This window comes from Streptomyces siamensis (assembly GCF_039543605.1).
Classification (GTDB): domain Bacteria; phylum Actinomycetota; class Actinomycetes; order Streptomycetales; family Streptomycetaceae; genus Streptomyces; species Streptomyces siamensis.
In genome coordinates this window covers 1-18935 of record NZ_BAABKB010000027.1, presented here as the reverse complement: position 1 = coordinate 18935, position 18935 = coordinate 1, and the positions used below count along the sequence as shown (strand labels likewise).

General features: G+C 71.9%; 13 protein-coding genes. 9 read left to right on the top strand and 4 right to left on the bottom strand.

Annotated elements, in window-relative coordinates; all coding sequences use genetic code 11:
* Positions 1-42 precede the first annotated feature (42 nt).
* A complete protein-coding gene (locus ABEB03_RS28690; RefSeq protein WP_345655577.1) occupies positions 43-840 on the bottom strand; it encodes a carbon-nitrogen family hydrolase in 798 nt (265 codons plus the stop codon).
* Positions 841-1155: 315 nt separating this feature from the next.
* Here ABEB03_RS28690 and ABEB03_RS28685 point away from each other — a divergent pair, with 315 nt between their 5' ends.
* Positions 1156-2595 (top strand): multicopper oxidase family protein, encoded by a 1440-nt coding sequence (locus ABEB03_RS28685; protein WP_345655575.1) that lies wholly within the window; start codon positions 1156-1158, stop codon positions 2593-2595.
* Between the two features lie 174 nt (positions 2596-2769).
* A complete protein-coding gene (locus ABEB03_RS28680; protein ID WP_345655573.1) occupies positions 2770-4938 on the top strand; it encodes an MMPL family transporter in 2169 nt (722 codons plus the stop codon).
* Between the two features lie 55 nt (positions 4939-4993).
* On the opposite strand, the gene ABEB03_RS28675 is transcribed toward ABEB03_RS28680, so the two are convergent.
* Entirely contained in the window at positions 4994-6055 is a 1062-nt protein-coding gene (locus tag ABEB03_RS28675) for a hypothetical protein (RefSeq protein WP_345655571.1), read from the bottom strand.
* 84 nt (positions 6056-6139) lie between these two features.
* On the bottom strand, positions 6140-8818 hold the full coding sequence (locus ABEB03_RS28670; protein WP_345655569.1) for an FAD/NAD(P)-binding protein: 2679 nt from the start codon (positions 8816-8818) through the stop codon (positions 6140-6142).
* A gap of 342 nt (positions 8819-9160) precedes the next feature.
* Between ABEB03_RS28670 and ABEB03_RS28665 the strand changes: the two genes are divergently transcribed.
* A complete protein-coding gene (locus ABEB03_RS28665) occupies positions 9161-9484 on the top strand; it encodes a hypothetical protein (protein ID WP_345655567.1) in 324 nt (107 codons plus the stop codon).
* A gap of 172 nt (positions 9485-9656) precedes the next feature.
* Positions 9657-11045 (top strand): glycoside hydrolase family 16 protein, encoded by a 1389-nt coding sequence (locus ABEB03_RS28660; RefSeq protein ID WP_345655565.1) that lies wholly within the window; start codon positions 9657-9659, stop codon positions 11043-11045.
* A gap of 118 nt (positions 11046-11163) precedes the next feature.
* Here ABEB03_RS28660 and ABEB03_RS28655 read toward each other — a convergent pair whose 3' ends face one another.
* A complete protein-coding gene (locus ABEB03_RS28655) occupies positions 11164-12075 on the bottom strand; it encodes a helix-turn-helix domain-containing protein (protein WP_345655563.1) in 912 nt (303 codons plus the stop codon).
* A 156-nt stretch (positions 12076-12231) separates the two neighbouring features.
* On the opposite strand from ABEB03_RS28655, the gene tkt reads away from it, so the two are divergent.
* The 5 genes from tkt to ABEB03_RS28630 all read left to right on the top strand — a co-directional run.
* Positions 12232-14331 carry a transketolase gene (gene tkt, locus ABEB03_RS28650; protein ID WP_345655561.1) on the top strand — a complete coding sequence of 700 codons (2100 nt, stop codon included), beginning with the start codon at positions 12232-12234 and terminating at the stop codon, positions 14329-14331.
* 19 nt (positions 14332-14350) lie between these two features.
* Entirely contained in the window at positions 14351-15496 is a 1146-nt protein-coding gene (gene tal / locus ABEB03_RS28645; protein ID WP_345655559.1) for a transaldolase, read from the top strand.
* Positions 15493-17214 carry a glucose-6-phosphate dehydrogenase gene (zwf, locus tag ABEB03_RS28640; RefSeq protein ID WP_345655557.1) on the top strand — a complete coding sequence of 574 codons (1722 nt, stop codon included), beginning with the start codon at positions 15493-15495 and terminating at the stop codon, positions 17212-17214. The genes tal and zwf overlap by 4 nt, the downstream gene beginning before the upstream one ends.
* Entirely contained in the window at positions 17211-18146 is a 936-nt protein-coding gene (opcA, locus tag ABEB03_RS28635; RefSeq protein ID WP_345655555.1) for a glucose-6-phosphate dehydrogenase assembly protein OpcA, read from the top strand. Before zwf ends, opcA begins: the two co-directional genes overlap by 4 nt.
* A partial coding sequence (locus tag ABEB03_RS28630) for a glucose-6-phosphate isomerase (RefSeq protein WP_459115354.1) occupies positions 18139-18935 on the top strand: 797 nt, incomplete at its 3' end. The genes opcA and ABEB03_RS28630, both read left to right, overlap by 8 nt.

The window sequence follows — 18935 nt, the reverse complement described above, 5'->3', positions numbered from 1 at the left end:
GGGCCCCGCACGGTGCCGTCGCGTGCGGTGCCGGGCCCCGGATCACCGCTGTCGGGGTGTCTGGATCGCGAGGACGCGGTCGCGCAGGACGGGGAGTTCGGAGCGGATCCGGGCGACTTCGGCCATCTCGACGTCCACGGTCGCCGTCTCCTCCTCGGCGCCGGTCTCACCGAGGACGGTCCCCCACGGGTCGACGACCACGCTGTGTCCGGCCTGCCGCATGCCGCCGTGGGTGCCGGCCGCGTCGCAGGCCAGCAGGAAGACCTGTTCCTCCAGGGCCCGCGTACGGGTGAGGAGCTGGAAGTGGTTCAGCCGCGCCGCGGGCCATGCGGCGGGCACCACGACGAGTTCGGCGCCCGCGTCGAGCAGCCCGCGGAAGAGTTCGGGAAAGCGGAGGTCGTAACAGATGGCGAGGCCGACCACGCCGAAGTCGGTGGGCACGGTGACGATGTCCCGGCCGCCGCCCATCAGGGTCGCCTCGCCGGTGTCGAAACCGTACCGGTGGATCTTGCGGTAGCTGCCGCGCAGGTCGCCGGTCCGGTCGAAGAGGAGGGCGGTGTTGTACAGCGTGCCGTCCCGGTCCCGCTCGACGATCGTTCCGGCATGGAGCCAGCTCCCGGCCGCACGGGCCGCGGCGGACATGATCTCGGCGGTGGGTCCGTCGATCCCCTCGGCGTCGCGCTGCCAGTCGTCGTAGGCCCAGGCTCCGGCCGTCCACAGTTCCGGCAGGACCACCAGGTCGTCGCCCGCCCGGCCGCGGACCAGCGAGGCCGCTCTGTGCCGGCGCTCGTCGGCCGTGTCGGACGCGTCCACGGACAGCTGGATCAGTGAGGCACGCATGGCTGTCTCCTCCGGGACCGTTGTCGTACGGCCCGTTGTCGCACGCCCCGAGAAACCTGTTCCCTTACGAGCGTAGGGAGCCGTGCGCACATCTGCGCCCTGTGCGCGGGTGCCTCCCGGGCGGCCCCGTGTCGCCCCGGGGCCGCCGGGTCCGGGCGGGGCCTCGCTCATCAAGGTGACGCGCGCGCCACCCTCTCGGGTCACGACCGTTTCATCCCGGTTCGAGGGCATGATGGCAGCCCACGACCGCCCGCTTCCCGTAGCCGCAGCCCAGAGGGGTCCAGCTTGTCCGCACCCGCCCGTCGACCCCGGACCGTGACCGGATCCGCACTTGTCGTGCTCGCCCTGGCGGCGGGCTGTACCGGACACACCGGGACGAGCACCCACGGCCGCGCGACGGCGTCGACCGTCCCGCTGGCGAGCCTGTCCCCGTCGCCGGCCCTGACCGCGCGGGCCACCGAGGACCTGCGCGACCCGCCCCAGATCGTGAGCAAGGACGGACTGCTCAGGACCAGGATCGTCGTCGAACGCAAGAAGGTCCGCCTGGCGGGCAACGACGTGTGGGCGCTGACGTACAACGGCATGTACGCACCGCCCACGCTGCGTCTGCGGCCCGGCGACCGCATGGAGGTCGCCTTCGAGAACAAGCTGGACCAGCAGACGAACCTGCACGTGCACGGGATGCACGTCTCGCCCGTCGGTCGCTCGGACAACGTCTTCCTCAAGATCGGGCCGGGGAAGAAGTTCACCTACGAGTACACCTTCCCCAAGAGCCTGGAACCGGGCACGTACTGGTACCACCCGCACCCGCACACACTGTCCGCCGCGCAGACCGCCGGCGGCATGGCCGGCCTCGTCGTGGTCGACGGCCTCGACGACCACCTGCCCGCCCCGCTGCGCGGCATCACCGAACGCGTCGTCGCCCTCAAGGACTTCCAGCTGGTCGGCGACCGGATCAAGACCGCGCACCTGAAGATGGGCGCGCCCACCACCCGCACCGTCAACGGACAGCTGAACCCGCGGATCAGGATCAGGCCGGGCGAGACGCAGCTGTGGCGGCTCGCGAACGTCGGGGCCAACATCTTCTACAAGGTGGCGCTGCCGGGCACCAAGTTCCACGTCGTCGCCCAGGACGGCTACCCGGTGAACAAGGTGTACGCGGTCGATTCCCTGGTCATCCCCGCCGGCGCCCGCTACGACGTGCTCGTCCAGGGGCCGGCGGCCGGCACGTCGGAACTGCTGACCCTGCCCTACGACAGCGGAAAGGCCGGCAACCGGTTCCCCCAGGCGACGCTGGCCACGGTCCGGTCCGAAGGTGAACCGATGCGGCCCGCGGCCCTGCCCACGGACTTCGCCCCGGAGGACGACCTGGGCAGGGAGACCGTCGCGGACCGCAAGACGATCACCTTCACGGAGAACAAGGCGGGCACGCTCTTCTACATCAACCACAAGCAGTTCGACCACAACCGCGTCGACTTCCGGGCCAAGCTCGGCACCGTCGAGGAGTGGACCGTCAAGAACGACAGCGACGAGGTCCACTCGTTCCACGTCCACACCAACGACTTCCAGGTGATGAGCATCGACGGCAAGCCGCAGACCAACTACGGCCTGCAGGACACCGTCGACGTCCCGCCCAGGGGAAACATGGTCGTCCGCATCCGGTTCCTCGACTATGCGGGCAGGACGGTCCTGCACTGCCACATCCTCAACCACGAGGACGCGGGGATGATGTCGGTGCTGCAGATCGAGAAGTGACCGCGCGGGCCGGCCGCACCCTCCCGCGCTCCCTCCCCGGAGTGAGCCGGCGTCCCGTATCCGTCGTACGGGGGAGCCCCCGATACCGCTCCCCCCGGCGATCCGCCGACCCCTCCTCGGGCACGACGCTGAGTGGCGATGTCATTCACCGTACCGACCGCCGGGAGGCCTACCGTGCTCGCCACGATCTCCCGGGCGGCGACCCGCCGCCCGCTCACCGTGATCCTCGTCTGGCTCCTCATGCTGCTGGTCGGCTTCGGCCTCGGCACGGGCGTCTTCGGCCGGCTCGTCGACTCGGTGCCCGACGTCCCGGGCACCGAGTCGGACCGGGCCGCCGCGTACCTCGACCGCGTCGACACCAGCGGTGAGTCGATCACCGCCGTCATCTCCGGCACGAAGGTCTCCGACCCGGCGCTGCGCTCCCAGGTGGGCCGTGCCGTCGCCGACCTGCGCACGGTCACGGGGGTCGCCTCCGTGCCCGACCCCTACACCACCCGCGGTCTCACCGCAGGGGACGGCAGGGCCCTGGTCATCCCGGTGACGCTCCAGGGCGACATGAAGTTCAAGGACGAGAAGAAGGCCGTGGACACGGCGGCCGACCGCATCCGGCGGATCGACGCGCCCGAGGTCCACGTCAGCGGCGGCCCGCTGCTCGGGCAGCAGATGGGCGGGCGCGCCCAGGAGGACGTGCAGCGTGCCGAGTTGATCTCCCTGCCGGTCGTCCTGGCGCTGCTGCTCGTCGTCTTCGGCGGGCTGCGGGCCGCCGGACTTCCCCTGCTCATCGCCGTCAGTGGGGTCGCGGGCGCGTTCCTGGCGCTCTTCCTCTTCAGCCAGGTCACCGACATCTCGGTGTACGCGATCCAGATCACCACCATGCTGGGTCTCGGACTCGCCGTGGACTACGCGCTGTTGATGGTGGTCCGGTTCCGCGAGGAGCGACGGCACACGGACGACGTCCTCGACGCGGTGCACCGCACGGTCGCGGGAGCCGGGCGGACCGTCCTGTTCTCCGGGCTCACGGTGGCCGTCAGCCTCTCCGGACTCCTCGTGTTCCCCAGCCCGTTCCTGCGCAGCATGGGGCTCGCCGTCGCCGCCGTGGTCGTCGTCGACATGCTCGCCGCGGTCACCCTGCTGCCCGCGCTCCTGGCGCGCTTCGGCGCACGCATCGCACCGGCCAAGGGCAAGGGCAAGGGCAAGGCAGTGACCGGGAGCGGCGACGCGGCGGCCGCCCCCGAGAACGCCCTGTCGAAGGGCTCCGCCGAGGAGGGCCGCGTCTTCGCCCGCCTCGCCCGCTTCGCGTCCCGCCGCCCCCTCGCCGTACTGGCCGTCCTCGTTCCGGCCCTCCTCGTCGTGGCCCTTCCCGCTGCCGGGATGAGGATCGGCATCGGAGACGCCAGGCAACTGCCCGCCGACACCGAGGCGCGGCAGATGTACGACGCCCTGGAGGCGCACTTCCCGCCGGGCACGGGGGTCTCGCCGGTCACCGTCCTGGTGCGGCCCGGCGCGGGCCCGGACACGGTGCCCCGCATCCGCGCCCTGTCGGACACGAGCGACGCGCGTGCGCTGCCGGACGGCTCCACCCTGGTGCACCTGCGGCCCGGCGGCAGCGTCGACGGCACGGCGGCGACCGACCTGGTCGAGCGCGTACGGGACGTGCGCGGGAACGAACCGGTCGAGGTCACGGGCGTCGCGGCCCGGCTCGTCGACTTCCGCTCGATGCTCGCGGAGCGGGCGCCCTGGGCGGCGGCCACCGTTCTCCTCGGCATCTTCGCCCTGCTGTTCGCGTTCACCGGATCCGTGCTCATCCCGCTGCGGACGATCCTGACCACCCTGCTCAGCCTGGGTGCCGCACTCGGCGCGGTGGTCTGGGTCTTCCAGGACGGGCATCTGGCCGGGCTGCTGGGCGCCGACGGCCTGGGTTCGCTCAGTCTGACGGCCCCGCCGCTGATCATCGCGATCGCCTTCGGACTCGCCATGGACTACGAGCTGTTCATCCTGGCCCGGATGCGCGAGACCTGGCTGCGCACCGGCGACGAGCACGACGCCGTCGTGACCGGTCTGCGCCGCTCGGGCCGTGTGGTCAGCTGTGCCGCGCTGCTCCTGGCGATCGTCTTCGGAGCCTTCATGACCGGCGGCTTCTCGCCCATCCTGCAGATCGGTCTCGGGCTGACCCTGGCGGTCCTGATCGACGCCACCGTGGTCCGCATGCTCCTCGTACCGGCCACGATGGCGCTGCTCGGCAAGCGCGCCTGGTGGGCGCCGGCCGCGCTGCGGCGGGCGCACGACCGGTTCGGGGTGAGCGAGGAGGCACCGGAACCGCGCCCCCAGTTGACGGGCGTCTGAGGACCATCCCCCGGGGGCCCGTCCGGCCGTCTCCCCCCGAACGACCGGACGGGCCCTAAGCGAAGCATTCCGTCCCCGCCGTCCTGCGGCGGGTGACGGAATGCTTCGTGAGATGTGCGCGGAACTCGTAGCAGCCGAGGGCCGTATGCAACGAATCCAGCGGGTTGACCGAGGCGTACACGATGACCTCGGAGGGCGAGCGCTCCACGCTGACGGGCACGGCGACCGGTGAGTCGTGCCAGAGCTCCTTCCCCTCGTCCGTCTGCTGCATCGCGAAGGCCCGTCTCAACTCGGCGTCCGGGAGCCTCCCGTCGGCGACCGCGTGGTCGAGCCGGCGGACGATCGCGGCGGAGCTCGCGTCGAGCAGGGCCCGTTCTGCTTTCTCGGCCTGCTTCTCGCGTTCGCGCTCGAAGCGCCGGCAGTCGTCCATGGTCGACTGCTCGTAGGTCACGGTGCCCGTCTCCCGCCGCGCCCGGAACTCGTAGCAGACCTGCTCGTTCGCGCCCGCGGACAGCAGGACCAGGTCGGTCAGCTGACTGCCGGTCACCTTCTGGTCCGCGAGATGGATGCCGTACGTCTGCCAGACCTCCGCCGTCTGGACGGCCATGAAGCCGCCCCGGCCCAGGGCGGCGCGCAGCTCCACCACGACGTCCGCGGCGACCGCCGCGGGACTGCGCGGAGCCGGGGGCGGCACCGGCTCCCGGCAGGCCGCGTACGGCAGTTCGTGCACGGAGACGGGCGGTGGCGCGGACGCCGGGACGACCTCGAAGCGGTAGCAGCCGCGCGTCGAGCCGGCGAACCAGCCGGACCCCTGCTGCGCGAACCTCGCGGTGACCGTGACCCGCCGGCCCCGCCGCCGGACCTCGGGCGCGTCCGCCCTGCCGTTGCCGGTGCCCAGCGTCCGGTCGATCTCGGTCCCGAGGAGGGCTCCGTCCCCCGCGGCCCGGGACAACCGGTCCCGGGACCGGTCGACGCTCTCCTCCATCGTGTGCCGCGCCCGGTCGTCGGCGCGTCCGGGCGCCGTACTGAGCCGCCACATCCCGAACAGGACCAGGACCAGCGCCGTCATCAGCACGGCCAGACAGCCGTTCAGCATGCATCCCCCGCGTTGCGCCATGCCCGCAGACTGCCCGGCCCGTGCTCGCCCGAGGGCCCTCGTGTCCGACACGTGATCGAACAGGGCCCGCCACGAGACGGTCGCTCAGCCGGGCAGCGCGGCGAGCAGACGACGGTCGCGCGGTGCGGACCCGCGGCCGAGGCGGGCGTCCAGGAGCCGCCGGGCGGCGTCACAACGGCCCGCCCCGACAAGGGCGTACAGCAGGGTCTCCTCGACGACCTCGCGCTGCGCCGCGCTGCCGCCGACCTTGCGCAGCGCCGGCAGGAGCGCGTCGAGTCCGCGCACGGCCTCGGGGAACCGCTCCTCGACGAGGTCGGCGAAGGCCTCGCACAGCGGGACGACGACCTCGCGCTGCACCGGGTCGGCGCCCGCGGCGTGGTCGCGCAGCCGGCGCAGCGCGGCGAGATCCCCGGCGGCGGCGAGGGCGACCGCCGCGTGCAGTGCGGTGAAGGCGGTCGCGGGCCGCTCCACGATCTCGCGGCCGACCGTGCCGAGGACGTCCTCGGCGGGCACCCGGCCCCGCCAGCTGTCGCTGAGCCGGGCCCGCCACAGCAGGGAACCCGAGTCGACCAGCGCCCGGATCCCGGTCACCCGGCCCGGGGCGAGCTGCGCGTACCAGCGTCTGCGGACGGCCGCGCCGTCGTCGAGGGCCAGTTCGTGCAGCGCGACGTGCCAGGAGAAGTGCGCCCGGTGGACGGCGCCCCGGCCCTGCCCGGACACCCAGGCGTCGAGCCAGTCACGGCCCGTCTCGTGGGCGCCGGACTCGTAGTGGACGTGGGCGAGCGCGTGCACGGCGTGCCCGGAGGCGGGTTCGGCGGCCAGGGCCCAATGGGCCAGTTCGGCGGCCTCGTCGAAACGGCCCTGTCCCTGGCGCAGGAAGGCGAGGAGCGAGGCGGGGAACCAGTGCCCGTCGTAGGCGGGCGCCGTCCGCTCGACCAGGCGCAGGGCGTATCCGTCGTCGAGGTCGTGCAGGCCGGAGAAGGCGATGGTGGGCACGGCGGTGGACAGCGCGAGCGCGTCGGCGGGGTACGCGTCGAGGTGTCCGAGCAGGGCGCCGGAGCCGTGGTCCGCGTCGTCGCCGTGGATGCGGCGTGTGACGACGTCGACGAAGGAGCGCTCCCGTTCGTCGGCCCGTTCGCCCGCGGACCGCTGGGCGTCGGCCAGTTCCCGCGGCACGTCGACGGCGGCACCGCACTCGTGGCCGAGCAGGGCGAGCGCCGCGTGTCCGAGCGCGAAGCCCGGGTCGAGGGCGACCGCGCGCTCGAAGGCGTCCTCGGCACCGGCCCTGACCCGGAGGACCCGGTCGAGTCCGGTGCGGTAGGCGGCGGCGGCCTCGGCGTGGGTGGACAGCGCGAGCCCGTGCGCGTCGACGGGCCGTCGGCGGGCGCCGCGGCGCGGCCCGGGGACGGGTGCGAGGAGCTGCCCGGCCAGCGCGGCCGCCTGGGCGCGGATCTCCGGGACGGCGGTGGTCTCCCACAGTTCCCCGCGGCGCGGGGCGCCGAGGGTGAACAGCGGGCGCTCGGCGCGGCCTTCGGCGTCGAGGAGGCGGCCGTCCCGGGTCGCCACCCCCATGCCGAGCGGGCCGGGGACCGCGGCGCCGGCGTCGAACAGCGAACGCCACAGGGGGTCTTCGGGACGGGGCCCGGGCCCGGTGCAGTCGACGACCCAGCCCACCCGGATCCGCGTGCCGTCGGAGAGCGCGACCAGCACGTCGTCGTCGCGGACCACGGCGCCGGTGACCGCGCCGGAGTGCACGCGCAGCCGCCGGGCGGTACGGGCGCGGGCCACCGACTCGGCGGTCACGGGTGCCATCCGGTGGCGGTGGGTGTTCCACAGCGCGCCCTCGCGTTCCAGGAACGCGGCACGCTCGTCGGGCGTCAGGCTGCGCCACAGCCGGGCGGTGTGCGGCCGCAGGCTGTCGAGGGCGAGACGCCAGTCGCCCCGGGTGCGCACGGCGCGGCCGATGTGGCGGTAGACGGTCCTGCGCAGCGCGGCCAGCGAGGGCGTGTCGAGGTCGTCCGGCGCGGTCATGGCCGGAGCGGGGCTGAGCGCGTGCGGCTGGGGCAGCAGTCCGTTGCGGGACGCGGCGTGCACGGTGCGTCCCGGCCGGTCCAGGCTCAGGGCGAGGTCGACGGCGGTGAGCCCGGTGCCGACCAGCAGGACGTCGGCGGAGTCGGCGAGCGGTCCGTCGAGGGCGTCCGGCGCCCACGGCGACGGCACGAAGCGTCCGCTGCCGCGCAGTGCGGACGGGAACCGGTCGCCGCGCGCGGGCGCGGGCCCGGTGGCGAGCACGGCGCTGTCGGCCCGCAGCAGGCTCCCGTCGGCGAGGTGCAGCTCGACCGCGTCTCCGGGCGCGCCGGTGCAGGCGATCGCCCGGGTCCGCAGCCGGCGCACGGCGACCGTGCCGTGGGCGCGGACGATCGACCCGGCCAGGGTGTCGGCCAGGTAGGCGCCGTAACGGTAGCGGGTGGCGAAGTCGGTTCCTCTGACGTCGGGTTCGCCGTGGCGGCAGAGCCACCGGGTGAAGTGGCCGGGATCGTCGGGGTAGCAGCTCATGCCGCTCGCGGGCACGTTCAGGCGGTGCCGCGGGTCGGGGGTCGCGTACGCGGTGCCCCGCCCCGCCTCCGGGGCCGGGTCGACCAGCACGAGGTCGACCGGCGCCCGCCGGCGGGCGGCCGTCTCGCACAGGTGCACGGCGGTCAGCGCGCCGGCGGCGCCCGCTCCGACGATGGCCACGGTGTGCCGCTTGCGGGCTGGGTTCACGGATACCTCCGGCGGGTTCTGCGGCGGGCTCGGTGTGCGGTTCTCCTTCTTCACCGTCCGGCCGGAAGGGTGTGGGGAGGGCTTCCGGGTCGGGGATCTCACCGGAAACTCAGGGTGCCGGTCGGCTGCTCATACTGTGTTCACCTCCGGGGGCGGCTGGACAACCGGGGTTTCCGGCCGTCTGTTGCCGTGTCTTCACAGGAATCTCGGGCAGTGGCCCTCGGATTCAATGAATCAACCCAGGTAAGGGGCGCCACGATGCACGCGTCGTGGCGGTGGTCGAAGAACCCGAGGAAGGCGTGCCGTGAGCGTCCCCGGACATCGAACCGGCCCGGTCGGACGGTGTGGTCGCGGCGCGGGGTCCTGGCCGCGCCCGGTGCCGCCGACCGGGCCGCCGTCGAGCGGGCGATCACGGCCACGGCCGAGCCCGCGGTCGAGGCGGTCGGCCACTGGTTCGGCGACACCGGCCGCGGATGCATCGGCCTGCACGACGCCAGGAGTGCGGCCGACCGCTCCGTGCCGGGCTACGAGTTCTGCGCGAGTTCGATGCTCGGCGACGTGGTCGTGGTGCGGCACTCGGGCGAGCGGACGGTTGGCCCGGCCAACGGCCTGAGCGGCTCGGACCTGTCGTGGACGGAGTGGAAGGCGGGCAGCGCCCCGGACTGACGGATCCGGCGAAGCACCCCCTTCACCTCATGAACTCCCTTGCGCGCAAAGGAGTTTCTGGGCTTTACCTCTTGACGACCGGAGTGACAGAGAGCACATTGGCCGCGCAGCTGATCTGAGAGCGCTCTCAAAAACACCCGCACACCCCACTCCGTACCCGAAGAGGCCCCCCATGAGAGAAACGCCCGGCAGACCTCGCCCCCTCAGGCGCGTGCTCGTCGCCGTGTTCAGCACACTCGGCCTGGCGGCCGCCGCCGCCACGGCCGCCACCCTCCCCGCGAACGCCTCCGCCCCCACTCCCCCCTCCGGCTGGTCCCAGGTCTTCCTCGACGACTTCAACGGCTCCGCCGGAACCGGCGTCAACACCGCCAACTGGCAGTACGACACCGGCACCAGCTACCCGGGCGGCGCCGCCAACTGGGGCACCGGCGAGGTCGAGACCATGACCTCCAGCACCAGCAACGTCGCTCTCGACGGCAACGGCAATCTGCTGATCACGCCACGGCGCGACGCCTCCGGCAACTGGACCTCGGGCCGGATCGAGACCAACCGCACCGACTTCCAGCCGCCCGCCGGCGGCAAACTGCGCGTCGAGTCGCGGATCCAGATGCCGAACGTGACCGGCGCGGCCGCCAAGGGCTACTGGCCCGCGTTCTGGATGCTGGGCGCGCCGTACCGCGGCAACTACCAGAACTGGCCGGGCGTCGGCGAGCTGGACATCATGGAGAACGTCCAGGGGCTCAACACCGAATGGGCGACGATGCACTGCGGCACCAATCCGGGCGGCCCCTGCAACGAGACGTCCGGGATCGGCGGCAACACCCCGTGCACCGGCACGACGTGCCAGGCGGGTTTCCACACCTACGCGATGGAGTGGGACAAGTCGACCAGCCCCGAGGAGATCCGGTTCTACCTCGACGGCGTCAACTTCCACACGGTGCGGGCGAACCAGGTCGACGCGACGACCTGGGCGAACGCCACCAACCACGGCTACTTCGTGATCCTGAACGTGGCCATGGGCGGCGGCTTCCCGGCGGCCTTCGGCGGCGGACCCGACAGCGGCACGGAGCCCGGCCACCCCATGGTCGTGGACTACGTCCAGGTGCTCCAGTCCAGTGGGAGCGGTACCACACCTCCTCCGTCCGGCAACCGTGACGCCTACGCGGCCATCCAGGCCGAGTCCTACGACAGCCAGTCGGGCACCATCACCGAGAGCACCACGGACACCGGGGGCGGACAGAACATCGGCGCGCTGGCGAACGGCGACTGGGCCGTCTACAAGGGCGTCAACTTCGGCTCCTCCGCGGCACACCAGTTCTACGGCCGGGTGTCGAGCGGCGCGGCCGGCGGAGTCAGCGGCCTGGTCGAGGTGCGCCTCGACAGCCGTACGAGCACACCGATCGGCAGCTTCGCACTGGCCAACACGGGCGGCTGGCAGTCCTGGAGGACGGTGCCGGCGAACATCGGTGCCGTCACGGGCACCCACGACGTCTATCTGACCTTCACCAGCGGCCAGCCGGCCGACTTCGTGAACGTCAACTGGTTCGACTTCGGCCACTGACGCACGACGGTCGTCCGGTGACCGACACACCCGGGCATGGGGCGACCGACGCACCACGGGCATCCGTCACCGACGGATGCCCGGCTCCGGGAGGGGCGGGCCCTGCGGCCCGCCCCTCTCAGCGCAGTTCGGCCCGGAAGGCCACCGGTGTCGTCCCGGTGTGCTGATGGAAGAACTTGGAGAAGTTGGCGGAGTCGGGGAAGCCCACGGCGACACCGATGCGGCCGATGGGCATCTCCGTGTGCGCGAGAAGACGCTTGGCCTCCAGGATCACGCGCTTGTCGATGAACCCCTTGGGCGTCTCGCCGGTGGCGGCGCGCACCGCGCGGACGAGGGTGCGGCGCGAGTAGCCGAGGGCGTCGGCGTACGCGCTGACGCTGTGAACGGTGGCGAACCTCTTCTCGACCGCGTCGCGGAAGCGGGTGAAGGTGGTGTCGGTCTGCTCGCGGGCCGCCTCGGCGGAGCTCGCGGCGAGATGGGCGAGGCGCAGCAGGAACGCCGTGAGGGAGTGCCGGAGCACCGAGGTGTGCAGGCTGAGCGGCAGCGTGGTCGTGTCGACGTACTCGCGTTCCAGCTGGGCCAGCGCGTGCTCCAGGGCGGCCAGCCGGGCGGCGTCGGGGTGCAGCAGCGGGGGCAGGTCGTAGCGGTAGAGGCCGGTGGCCTCGACGATCGCCCGCGGCAGGAAGCCGGGCTGCATGGTCAGGACGGTGCCGCGATAGCGGTCCGTCGAGGAGAAGCGGTGCACCTGGCCGGGCCGGATCCACAGGACGTCGCCCGCGGCGGCCTCGTACTCGGCGAAGTCGACCATGTGCCGGACGGGTCCCGAGTCGAAGAGCATCACGACGTGGAAGTCGATGCGGTGCACGCGCTCCAGCGGCGCGTCCACGTGCCAGGTGCGCCCCGGCCCCATCGAGCCGACCTGCATCCCGACACCGGAAAGGCTCAGGTCGACCGGGAAGGGGAAAGTCTTGATCCCGTCCCGGGACCCGTCGGCGCCCCCGGCAGCGCCTTGGGTGGTTCTGTCTGGCATGTCCTTCTCGCGACTGCTCGGTGCGGCTCTGTGCGGCCCTGCGTGTCCCACTTTCACCGAAGGCTGACACACGGGCACCTTCCCCAGCAAAAGTCAGACTTTTAGGTTTGAACGCGTCCGAGCAGTTACGACGCTTCGATCGAGGACTTCTTGAAGATGAGCACGCAGCAGAGCACCCCGACACCTGACGGCTCCCCGGACGGTCCGGAGTGGACAGAGCTCGACCGCCGTGCCGTCGACACCGCACGTCTCCTGGCCGCCGACGCCGTCCAGCAGGTCGGTAACGGCCACCCGGGCACCGCGATGGCGCTCGCCCCGGCCGCGTACACGCTCTTTCAAAAGGTGATGCGACACGACCCCGCGGACCCGGAGTGGACCGGCCGTGACCGCTTCGTCCTCTCCCCCGGCCACACCTCGCTGACCCTCTACACCCAGCTCTTCCTCTCGGGCTACGAACTCGAACTGGACGACCTGAAGGCGTTCCGCACGCACGGTTCGAAGACCCCGGGGCACCCCGAGTACGGACACACCGCCGGCGTGGAGACGACGACCGGGCCGCTCGGCCAGGGTGTCGCGAACGCCGTGGGCATGGCGATGGCCGCCCGCTACGAGCGCGGCCTGTTCGACCCCGAGGCCCCCGCGGGCGAGTCCCCCTTCGACCACACCGTCTGGGCGATCGTCTCCGACGGCGACCTGGAGGAGGGCGTCTCCGCCGAGGCATCGTCCCTCGCGGGCCACCAGAAGCTCGGCAACCTCGTCTTCGTCTACGACGACAACCACATCTCCATCGAGGGCGACACCGCGACCGCGTTCTCCGAGGACGTCCTGAAGCGGTACGAGGCCTACGGCTGGCACGTCCAGCGGATCGAGCCGTCCGCCGACGGCGACGTCGACGTGCACGCGCTGTACGCGGCGCTCAGGGCGGCGCAGGCCGAGACCGGGCGCCCCTCGATCATCGCGATGCGCACGATCATCGCCTGGCCCGCCCCGAACGCGCAGAACACCGAGGCCTCCCACGGCTCGGCGCTCGGCGCCGAGGAGATCGCCGCCACCAAGCGGGTCCTGGGCTTCGACCCGGAGCAGACCTTCCAGGTCGAGCCGGAGGTGCTGGCGCACGCCCGCACCGCGCTGGACCGGGGTGCCGAGGCGCACGCCGCCTGGGACAAGCGGATCGCCGAGTGGCGCACGGCCTCCCCGGAGCGCGCGAAGCTGTTCGACCGGATCGTGGCCGGCCAGCTCCCCGAGGGCTGGGAGACGCGGCTTCCCGTCTTCGAGGAGGGCACGTCCGTGGCGACCCGTGCCGCCTCCGGCAAGGTCCTCCAGGCGCTCGGCGCCGTCATCCCCGAGCTGTGGGGCGGCTCCGCCGACCTCGCCGGCTCGAACAACACGACCATCGACAGGACGTCGTCGTTCCTGCCGGCGGACAACCCGCTGCCGGAGGCCGACCCGTACGGCCGTACGGTCCACTTCGGCATCCGCGAGTTCTCCATGGCCGCGGAGATGAACGGCATCGCCCTGCATGGCAACACCCGCGTCTACGGCGGCACCTTCCTGGTCTTCTCCGACTACATGCGCAACGCGGTCCGCATGTCGGCCCTGATGCAGCTCCCGGTGACGTACGTGTGGACGCACGACTCCATCGGCCTCGGCGAGGACGGCCCCACCCACCAGCCGGTCGAGCACCTCGCCTCGCTGCGCGCCATCCCGGGCCTGAACATCGTCCGCCCCGCGGACGCCAACGAGACCGCCGTGGCCTGGGCCGAGATCCTCAAGCGGCACGCCACGAACCCGGCGCCGCACGGCCTGGCGCTCACCCGTCAGGGTGTACCGACCTACCCCGTCAACCCGGACGCGGCACGCGGCGGTTACGTGCTCGCCGACTCCTCCACCCCGACGCCCGACGTCGTCCTCGTCGCCACCGGCTCCGAGGTCGCCCTGGCCGTCGAGGCACGGCGGCTGCTGGAGGCCGAGGGCGTCGGCACCCGTGTCGTGTCGATGCCGTCGGTCGAGTGGTTCGAGGAGCAGCCCGCCGAGTACCGGGAGCAAGTCCTTCCGCCGTCGGTGAAGGCCCGCGTGGCGGTCGAGGCGGGCATCGGTCTGACCTGGTACCGGTACGTCGGTGACGCCGGACGCATCGTCTCGCTGGAGCACTTCGGTGCCTCCGCCGACGCCAGGACCCTGTTCACCGAGTTCGGCTTCACGGCCGAGAACGTCGCCGCCGCCGCGCGGGAATCCCTTGCCGCCCTCCGCGGTTGATCCGTTCGCACGAAGGAAGATGATCACTGTGACCGAAGCGACCGCGACCGCGGTACCTCTCAAGCGCCTCTCCGACGAAGGCGTCTCCATCTGGCTGGACGACCTCTCGCGCAAGCGCATCGCGTCCGGAAACCTCGCCGAACTCATCGCGTCCAGGCACGTGGTGGGCGTGACGACCAACCCCTCCATCTTCCAGGCCGCCATCGGCTCCGGAGAGGGATACGAGGAGCAGCTGGCCGACCTCGCCGAGCGCGGCGTGACGGTCGACGAGGCCGTCCGCATGATGACGACCGCCGACGTGCGCGCCGCGGCCGACATCCTGCGCCCGGTGTACGACGCGACCGGCGGCCGGGACGGCCGGGTCTCGATCGAGGTCGACCCCCGGCTGGCCCACCGCACCGCCGCGACGATCGCCGAGGCCAAGCAGCTCGCCTGGCTGGTCGACCGCCCGAACGTGATGATCAAGATCCCGGCGACGAAGGCGGGCCTCCCCGCCATCACCGAGGTCATCGGCCTCGGCATCAGCGTCAACGTCACGCTGATCTTCTCGCTGGAGCGCTACCGCGAGGTGATGGACGCCTACATCGCCGGCCTGGAGAAGGCCCGCGAGCGGGGTCTGGACCTGTCGGAGATCCACTCCGTGGCGTCCTTCTTCGTCTCCCGCGTCGACAGCGAGATCGACAAGCGGCTGGCGAAGGTCGGCACGGACGAGGCGCTCGCGCTCAAGGGCAGGGCGGCGCTCGCCAACGCACGGCTCGCCTACGAGGCGTACGAGGAGGTCTTCGGCGGAGCCCGCTGGACCGCGCTCGCCCCGTCCGGCGCCCACAAGCAGCGCCCCCTGTGGGCCTCGACGGGCGTCAAGGACCCCGCGTACAAGGACACGCTGTACGTCGACGAGCTGGTCGCGCCGGGCACGGTCAACACCATGCCGGAGGCGACGCTGGACGCCACCGCCGCCCGCGGTGACATCCGCGGCGACACGGTGACCGGCGGCTACGCCCAGGCCCGGGCCGACCTCGCGGCCGTCGAGCGGCTCGGGATCTCGTACGACGAGGTCGTGGGGCAGCTGGAGGACGAGGGCGTCTCGAAGTTCGAGGCGGCCTGGGAGGACCTGCTCGAAGCGGTGACGGAGTCGCTGCGCGGCAAGGGAGTTGAAGGGGAATGACCAGGAGTCGACAGCGTGCCGAGGACACGACGGCGGCTGCGGCCGCCGCGCCGGAGGGATCCGGTGACCAGACCGTGGAACCGGGCGACGTGACGACGGCACAGGGAGAGCCGGCCGCGGAGCCGGGCACGGCCGCCGCGGGCGCGGGCGACACGACGCACCGGGACGTCGCCGAGGCGCTCGGTCTCACGGGCGCCGACTGGGACAACCCGCTGCGCGACCCGCGCGACCGCCGTCTCCCGCGCATCGCCGGACCGTCCGGCCTGGTCATCTTCGGCGTCACCGGCGACCTGTCCCGCAAGAAGCTGATGCCGGCCGTCTACGACCTCGCCAACCGCGGACTGCTGCCGCCGGGCTTCTCGCTCGTCGGCTTCGCCCGCCGCGAGTGGGCGGACCAGGACTTCGCGCAGGTCGTCCACGACTCGGTGCGCGAACACGCGCGCACCGAGTTCCGCGAGGAGGTCTGGCAGCAGCTCGCCGAGGGAATGCGGTTCATCCCGGGCGACTTCGACGACGACACCGCGTTCAAGCAACTGCGTGCGGCCGTGGACGAGTTGGACGCCTCGCGGGGCACCAGCGGCAACTACGCCTTCTACCTGTCCGTGCCGCCGAAGTTCTTCCCGAAGGTCGTCCAGCAGCTCAAGAAGCACGGGCTCGCGGACGCGCCGGAGGGCTCCTGGCGGCGCGCGGTCATCGAGAAGCCCTTCGGACACGACCTGGTGAGCGCGCGCGAGCTGAACAAGATCGTGCACGAGGTGTTCGACCCGGACCAGGTGTTCCGCATCGACCACTACCTCGGCAAGGAGACCGTCCAGAACATCCTGGCGCTCCGCTTCGCGAACCAGATGTACGAGCCGATCTGGAACCGGTCGTACGTCGACCACGTCCAGATCACGATGGCCGAGGACATCGGCATCGGCGGCCGCGCGGGCTACTACGACGGCATCGGCTCCGCCCGTGACGTCATCCAGAACCATCTGCTCCAGCTGATGGCGCTGACCGCCATGGAGGAGCCCGCCGCCTTCGACGCCGAGTCGCTGCTCGCCGAGAAGCTCAAGGTCCTCAAGGCCGTGAAGCTGCCGGAGAACCTGGGCGAGCACACCGTGCGCGGCCAGTACGCGGCGAGCTGGCAGGGCGGCGAGAAGGTGCGCGGCTACCTCCAGGAGGACGGCATCGACTCCGCGTCGACGACCGACACCTATGCGGCCGTCAAACTGGAGGTCGACAACCGCCGTTGGGCGGGGGTCCCCTTCTACCTGCGCACCGGCAAGCGTCTGGGCCGCCGGGTCACCGAGATCGCGGTGGTCTTCCAGCGCGCCCCGCACTCCCCCTTCGACTCCACCGCCACCGAGGAACTCGGCGCGAACGCGATCGTCATCCGGGTCCAGCCCGACGAGGGCATGACCGTACGCTTCGGTTCCAAGGTGCCGGGTACGTCGATGGAGATCCGGGACGTCACCATGGACTTCGCGTACGGCGAGTCGTTCACCGAGTCCAGCCCGGAGGCGTACGAACGGCTGATCCTGGATGTCCTGCTCGGCGACGCCAATCTCTTCCCCCGCCACCAGGAGGTGGAAGAGTCCTGGAAGATCCTCGACCCGATCGAGGGGTACTGGGACGAGCACGGCAAGCCCGCGCAGTACCCCTCGGGAAGCTGGGGACCCGAGGAAGCCGACGAGATGCTCGCACGAGACGGACGGAGCTGGCGCAGGCCATGAAGATCGATCTGACCGACACCACGGCAAGCAAGATCAACAAAGCGCTCGTGCAGGGGCGCCGGGCCATCGGCACCCCCGCCGTGGGCATGGTCCTGACGATGGTCATCGTGACCGACGAGGAGAACGCCTACGACTCGATCAAGGCGGCCGAGGAGGCCTCGCGCGAGCACCCCTCGCGCACTCTGGTCGTCATCAAGCGCGTCGCCCGCACACCGCGCGACCGGACCAACTCCCGGCTGGACGCGGAGGTGCGCGTCGGCTCGGACGCGGGCACCGGGGAGACGGTCGTCCTGCGGACGTACGGCGAGGTGTCCGACCACGCCGACTCCGTGGTCCTGCCGCTGCTGCTGCCCGACGCGCCCGTCGTCGTCTGGTGGCCGGTGGACGCGCCGGACGTGCCCGCCAAGGACCCGCTGGGGGCGCTCGCCCAGCGCCGGATCACCGACATGTACGCCGTCGAGACCCCGCTCCAGGCCCTGGAGGCCCGCGCCGCCTCGTACGCGCCCGGTGACACCGACCTCGCCTGGACCCGGCTGACGCCGTGGCGGTCCATGCTGGCCGCCGCGCTCGACCAGGCCCGTACCAAGGTGATCTCGGCGGCCGTCGAGAGCGAGGCGGAGAACCCGAGCGCCGAACTGCTGGCCCGCTGGCTGGAGGCGCGCCTCGACGTCCCCGTCGAACGCGTCGTCACCGCGGGACCCGTGGTCACCGCCGTACGGCTGGGCACCGAGAACGGCGAGATCGTCATCGACCGCCCCGAGGGCCCGCTGGCCACGCTCACCCTGCCGGGACAGCCCTCGCGCACCCTCGCGCTGAAGGTGCGCTCCACCGCCCAGCTGATCGCGGAGGAGCTGCGCCGCCTCGACGCGGACGAGATGTACGCCGTCGCCCTGCGGGGCGAGGGCACCAAGGAGACCTCCCGTCATGACTGACCACCCCAAGCTCACCCGGCGCCCCGAGTGGGTGGCCCTGGAGGACCACCGCGCGGGTGCTCTGCTGCACCCGCGGCTGCGTGAGCTGTTCGCCGCCGACCCCGGTCGCGCGGAACGGTACGTCGTGCAGGTCGGGGATCTGCGCATCGACTACTCCAAGCACCTCGTCACCGACGAGACCCTGGCCCTCCTCCAGGAACTCGCCACCGCGACGGACGTGTTCGGGCTGCGGGACGCCATGTTCCGGGGCGAGAAGATCAACGTCACGGAGGGGCGGGCGGTGCTGCACACCGCGCTGCGCGCCCCGCGGGACGCGGTCGTCGAGGTCGACGGTGAGAACGTGGTGCCGGCCGTGCACGCGGTCCTGGACAAGATGGCCCAGTTCGCCGACCGGGTCCGTTCGGGCGAATGGACCGGTCACACCGGCAAGCGCATCAAGAACGTGGTGAACATCGGCATCGGCGGCTCCGACCTGGGCCCCGCGATGGCCTACGAGGCGCTGCGCTCGTTCACCGACCGCGACCTCACGGTCCGCTTCGTGTCCAACGTGGACGGCGCCGACCTGCACGAGGCCACCCACGACCTCGACCCGGCCGAGACGCTGTTCATCATCGCCTCCAAGACCTTCACCACCATCGAGACCATCACCAACGCCACCTCGGCACGCTCGTGGCTGCTCGACGCAATCGGCGGCGACGAGAAGGCCGTCGCGAAGCACTTCGTGGCGTTGTCGACGAACGCGGGGAAGGTGTCGGAGTTCGGCATCGACACCGCCAACATGTTCGAGTT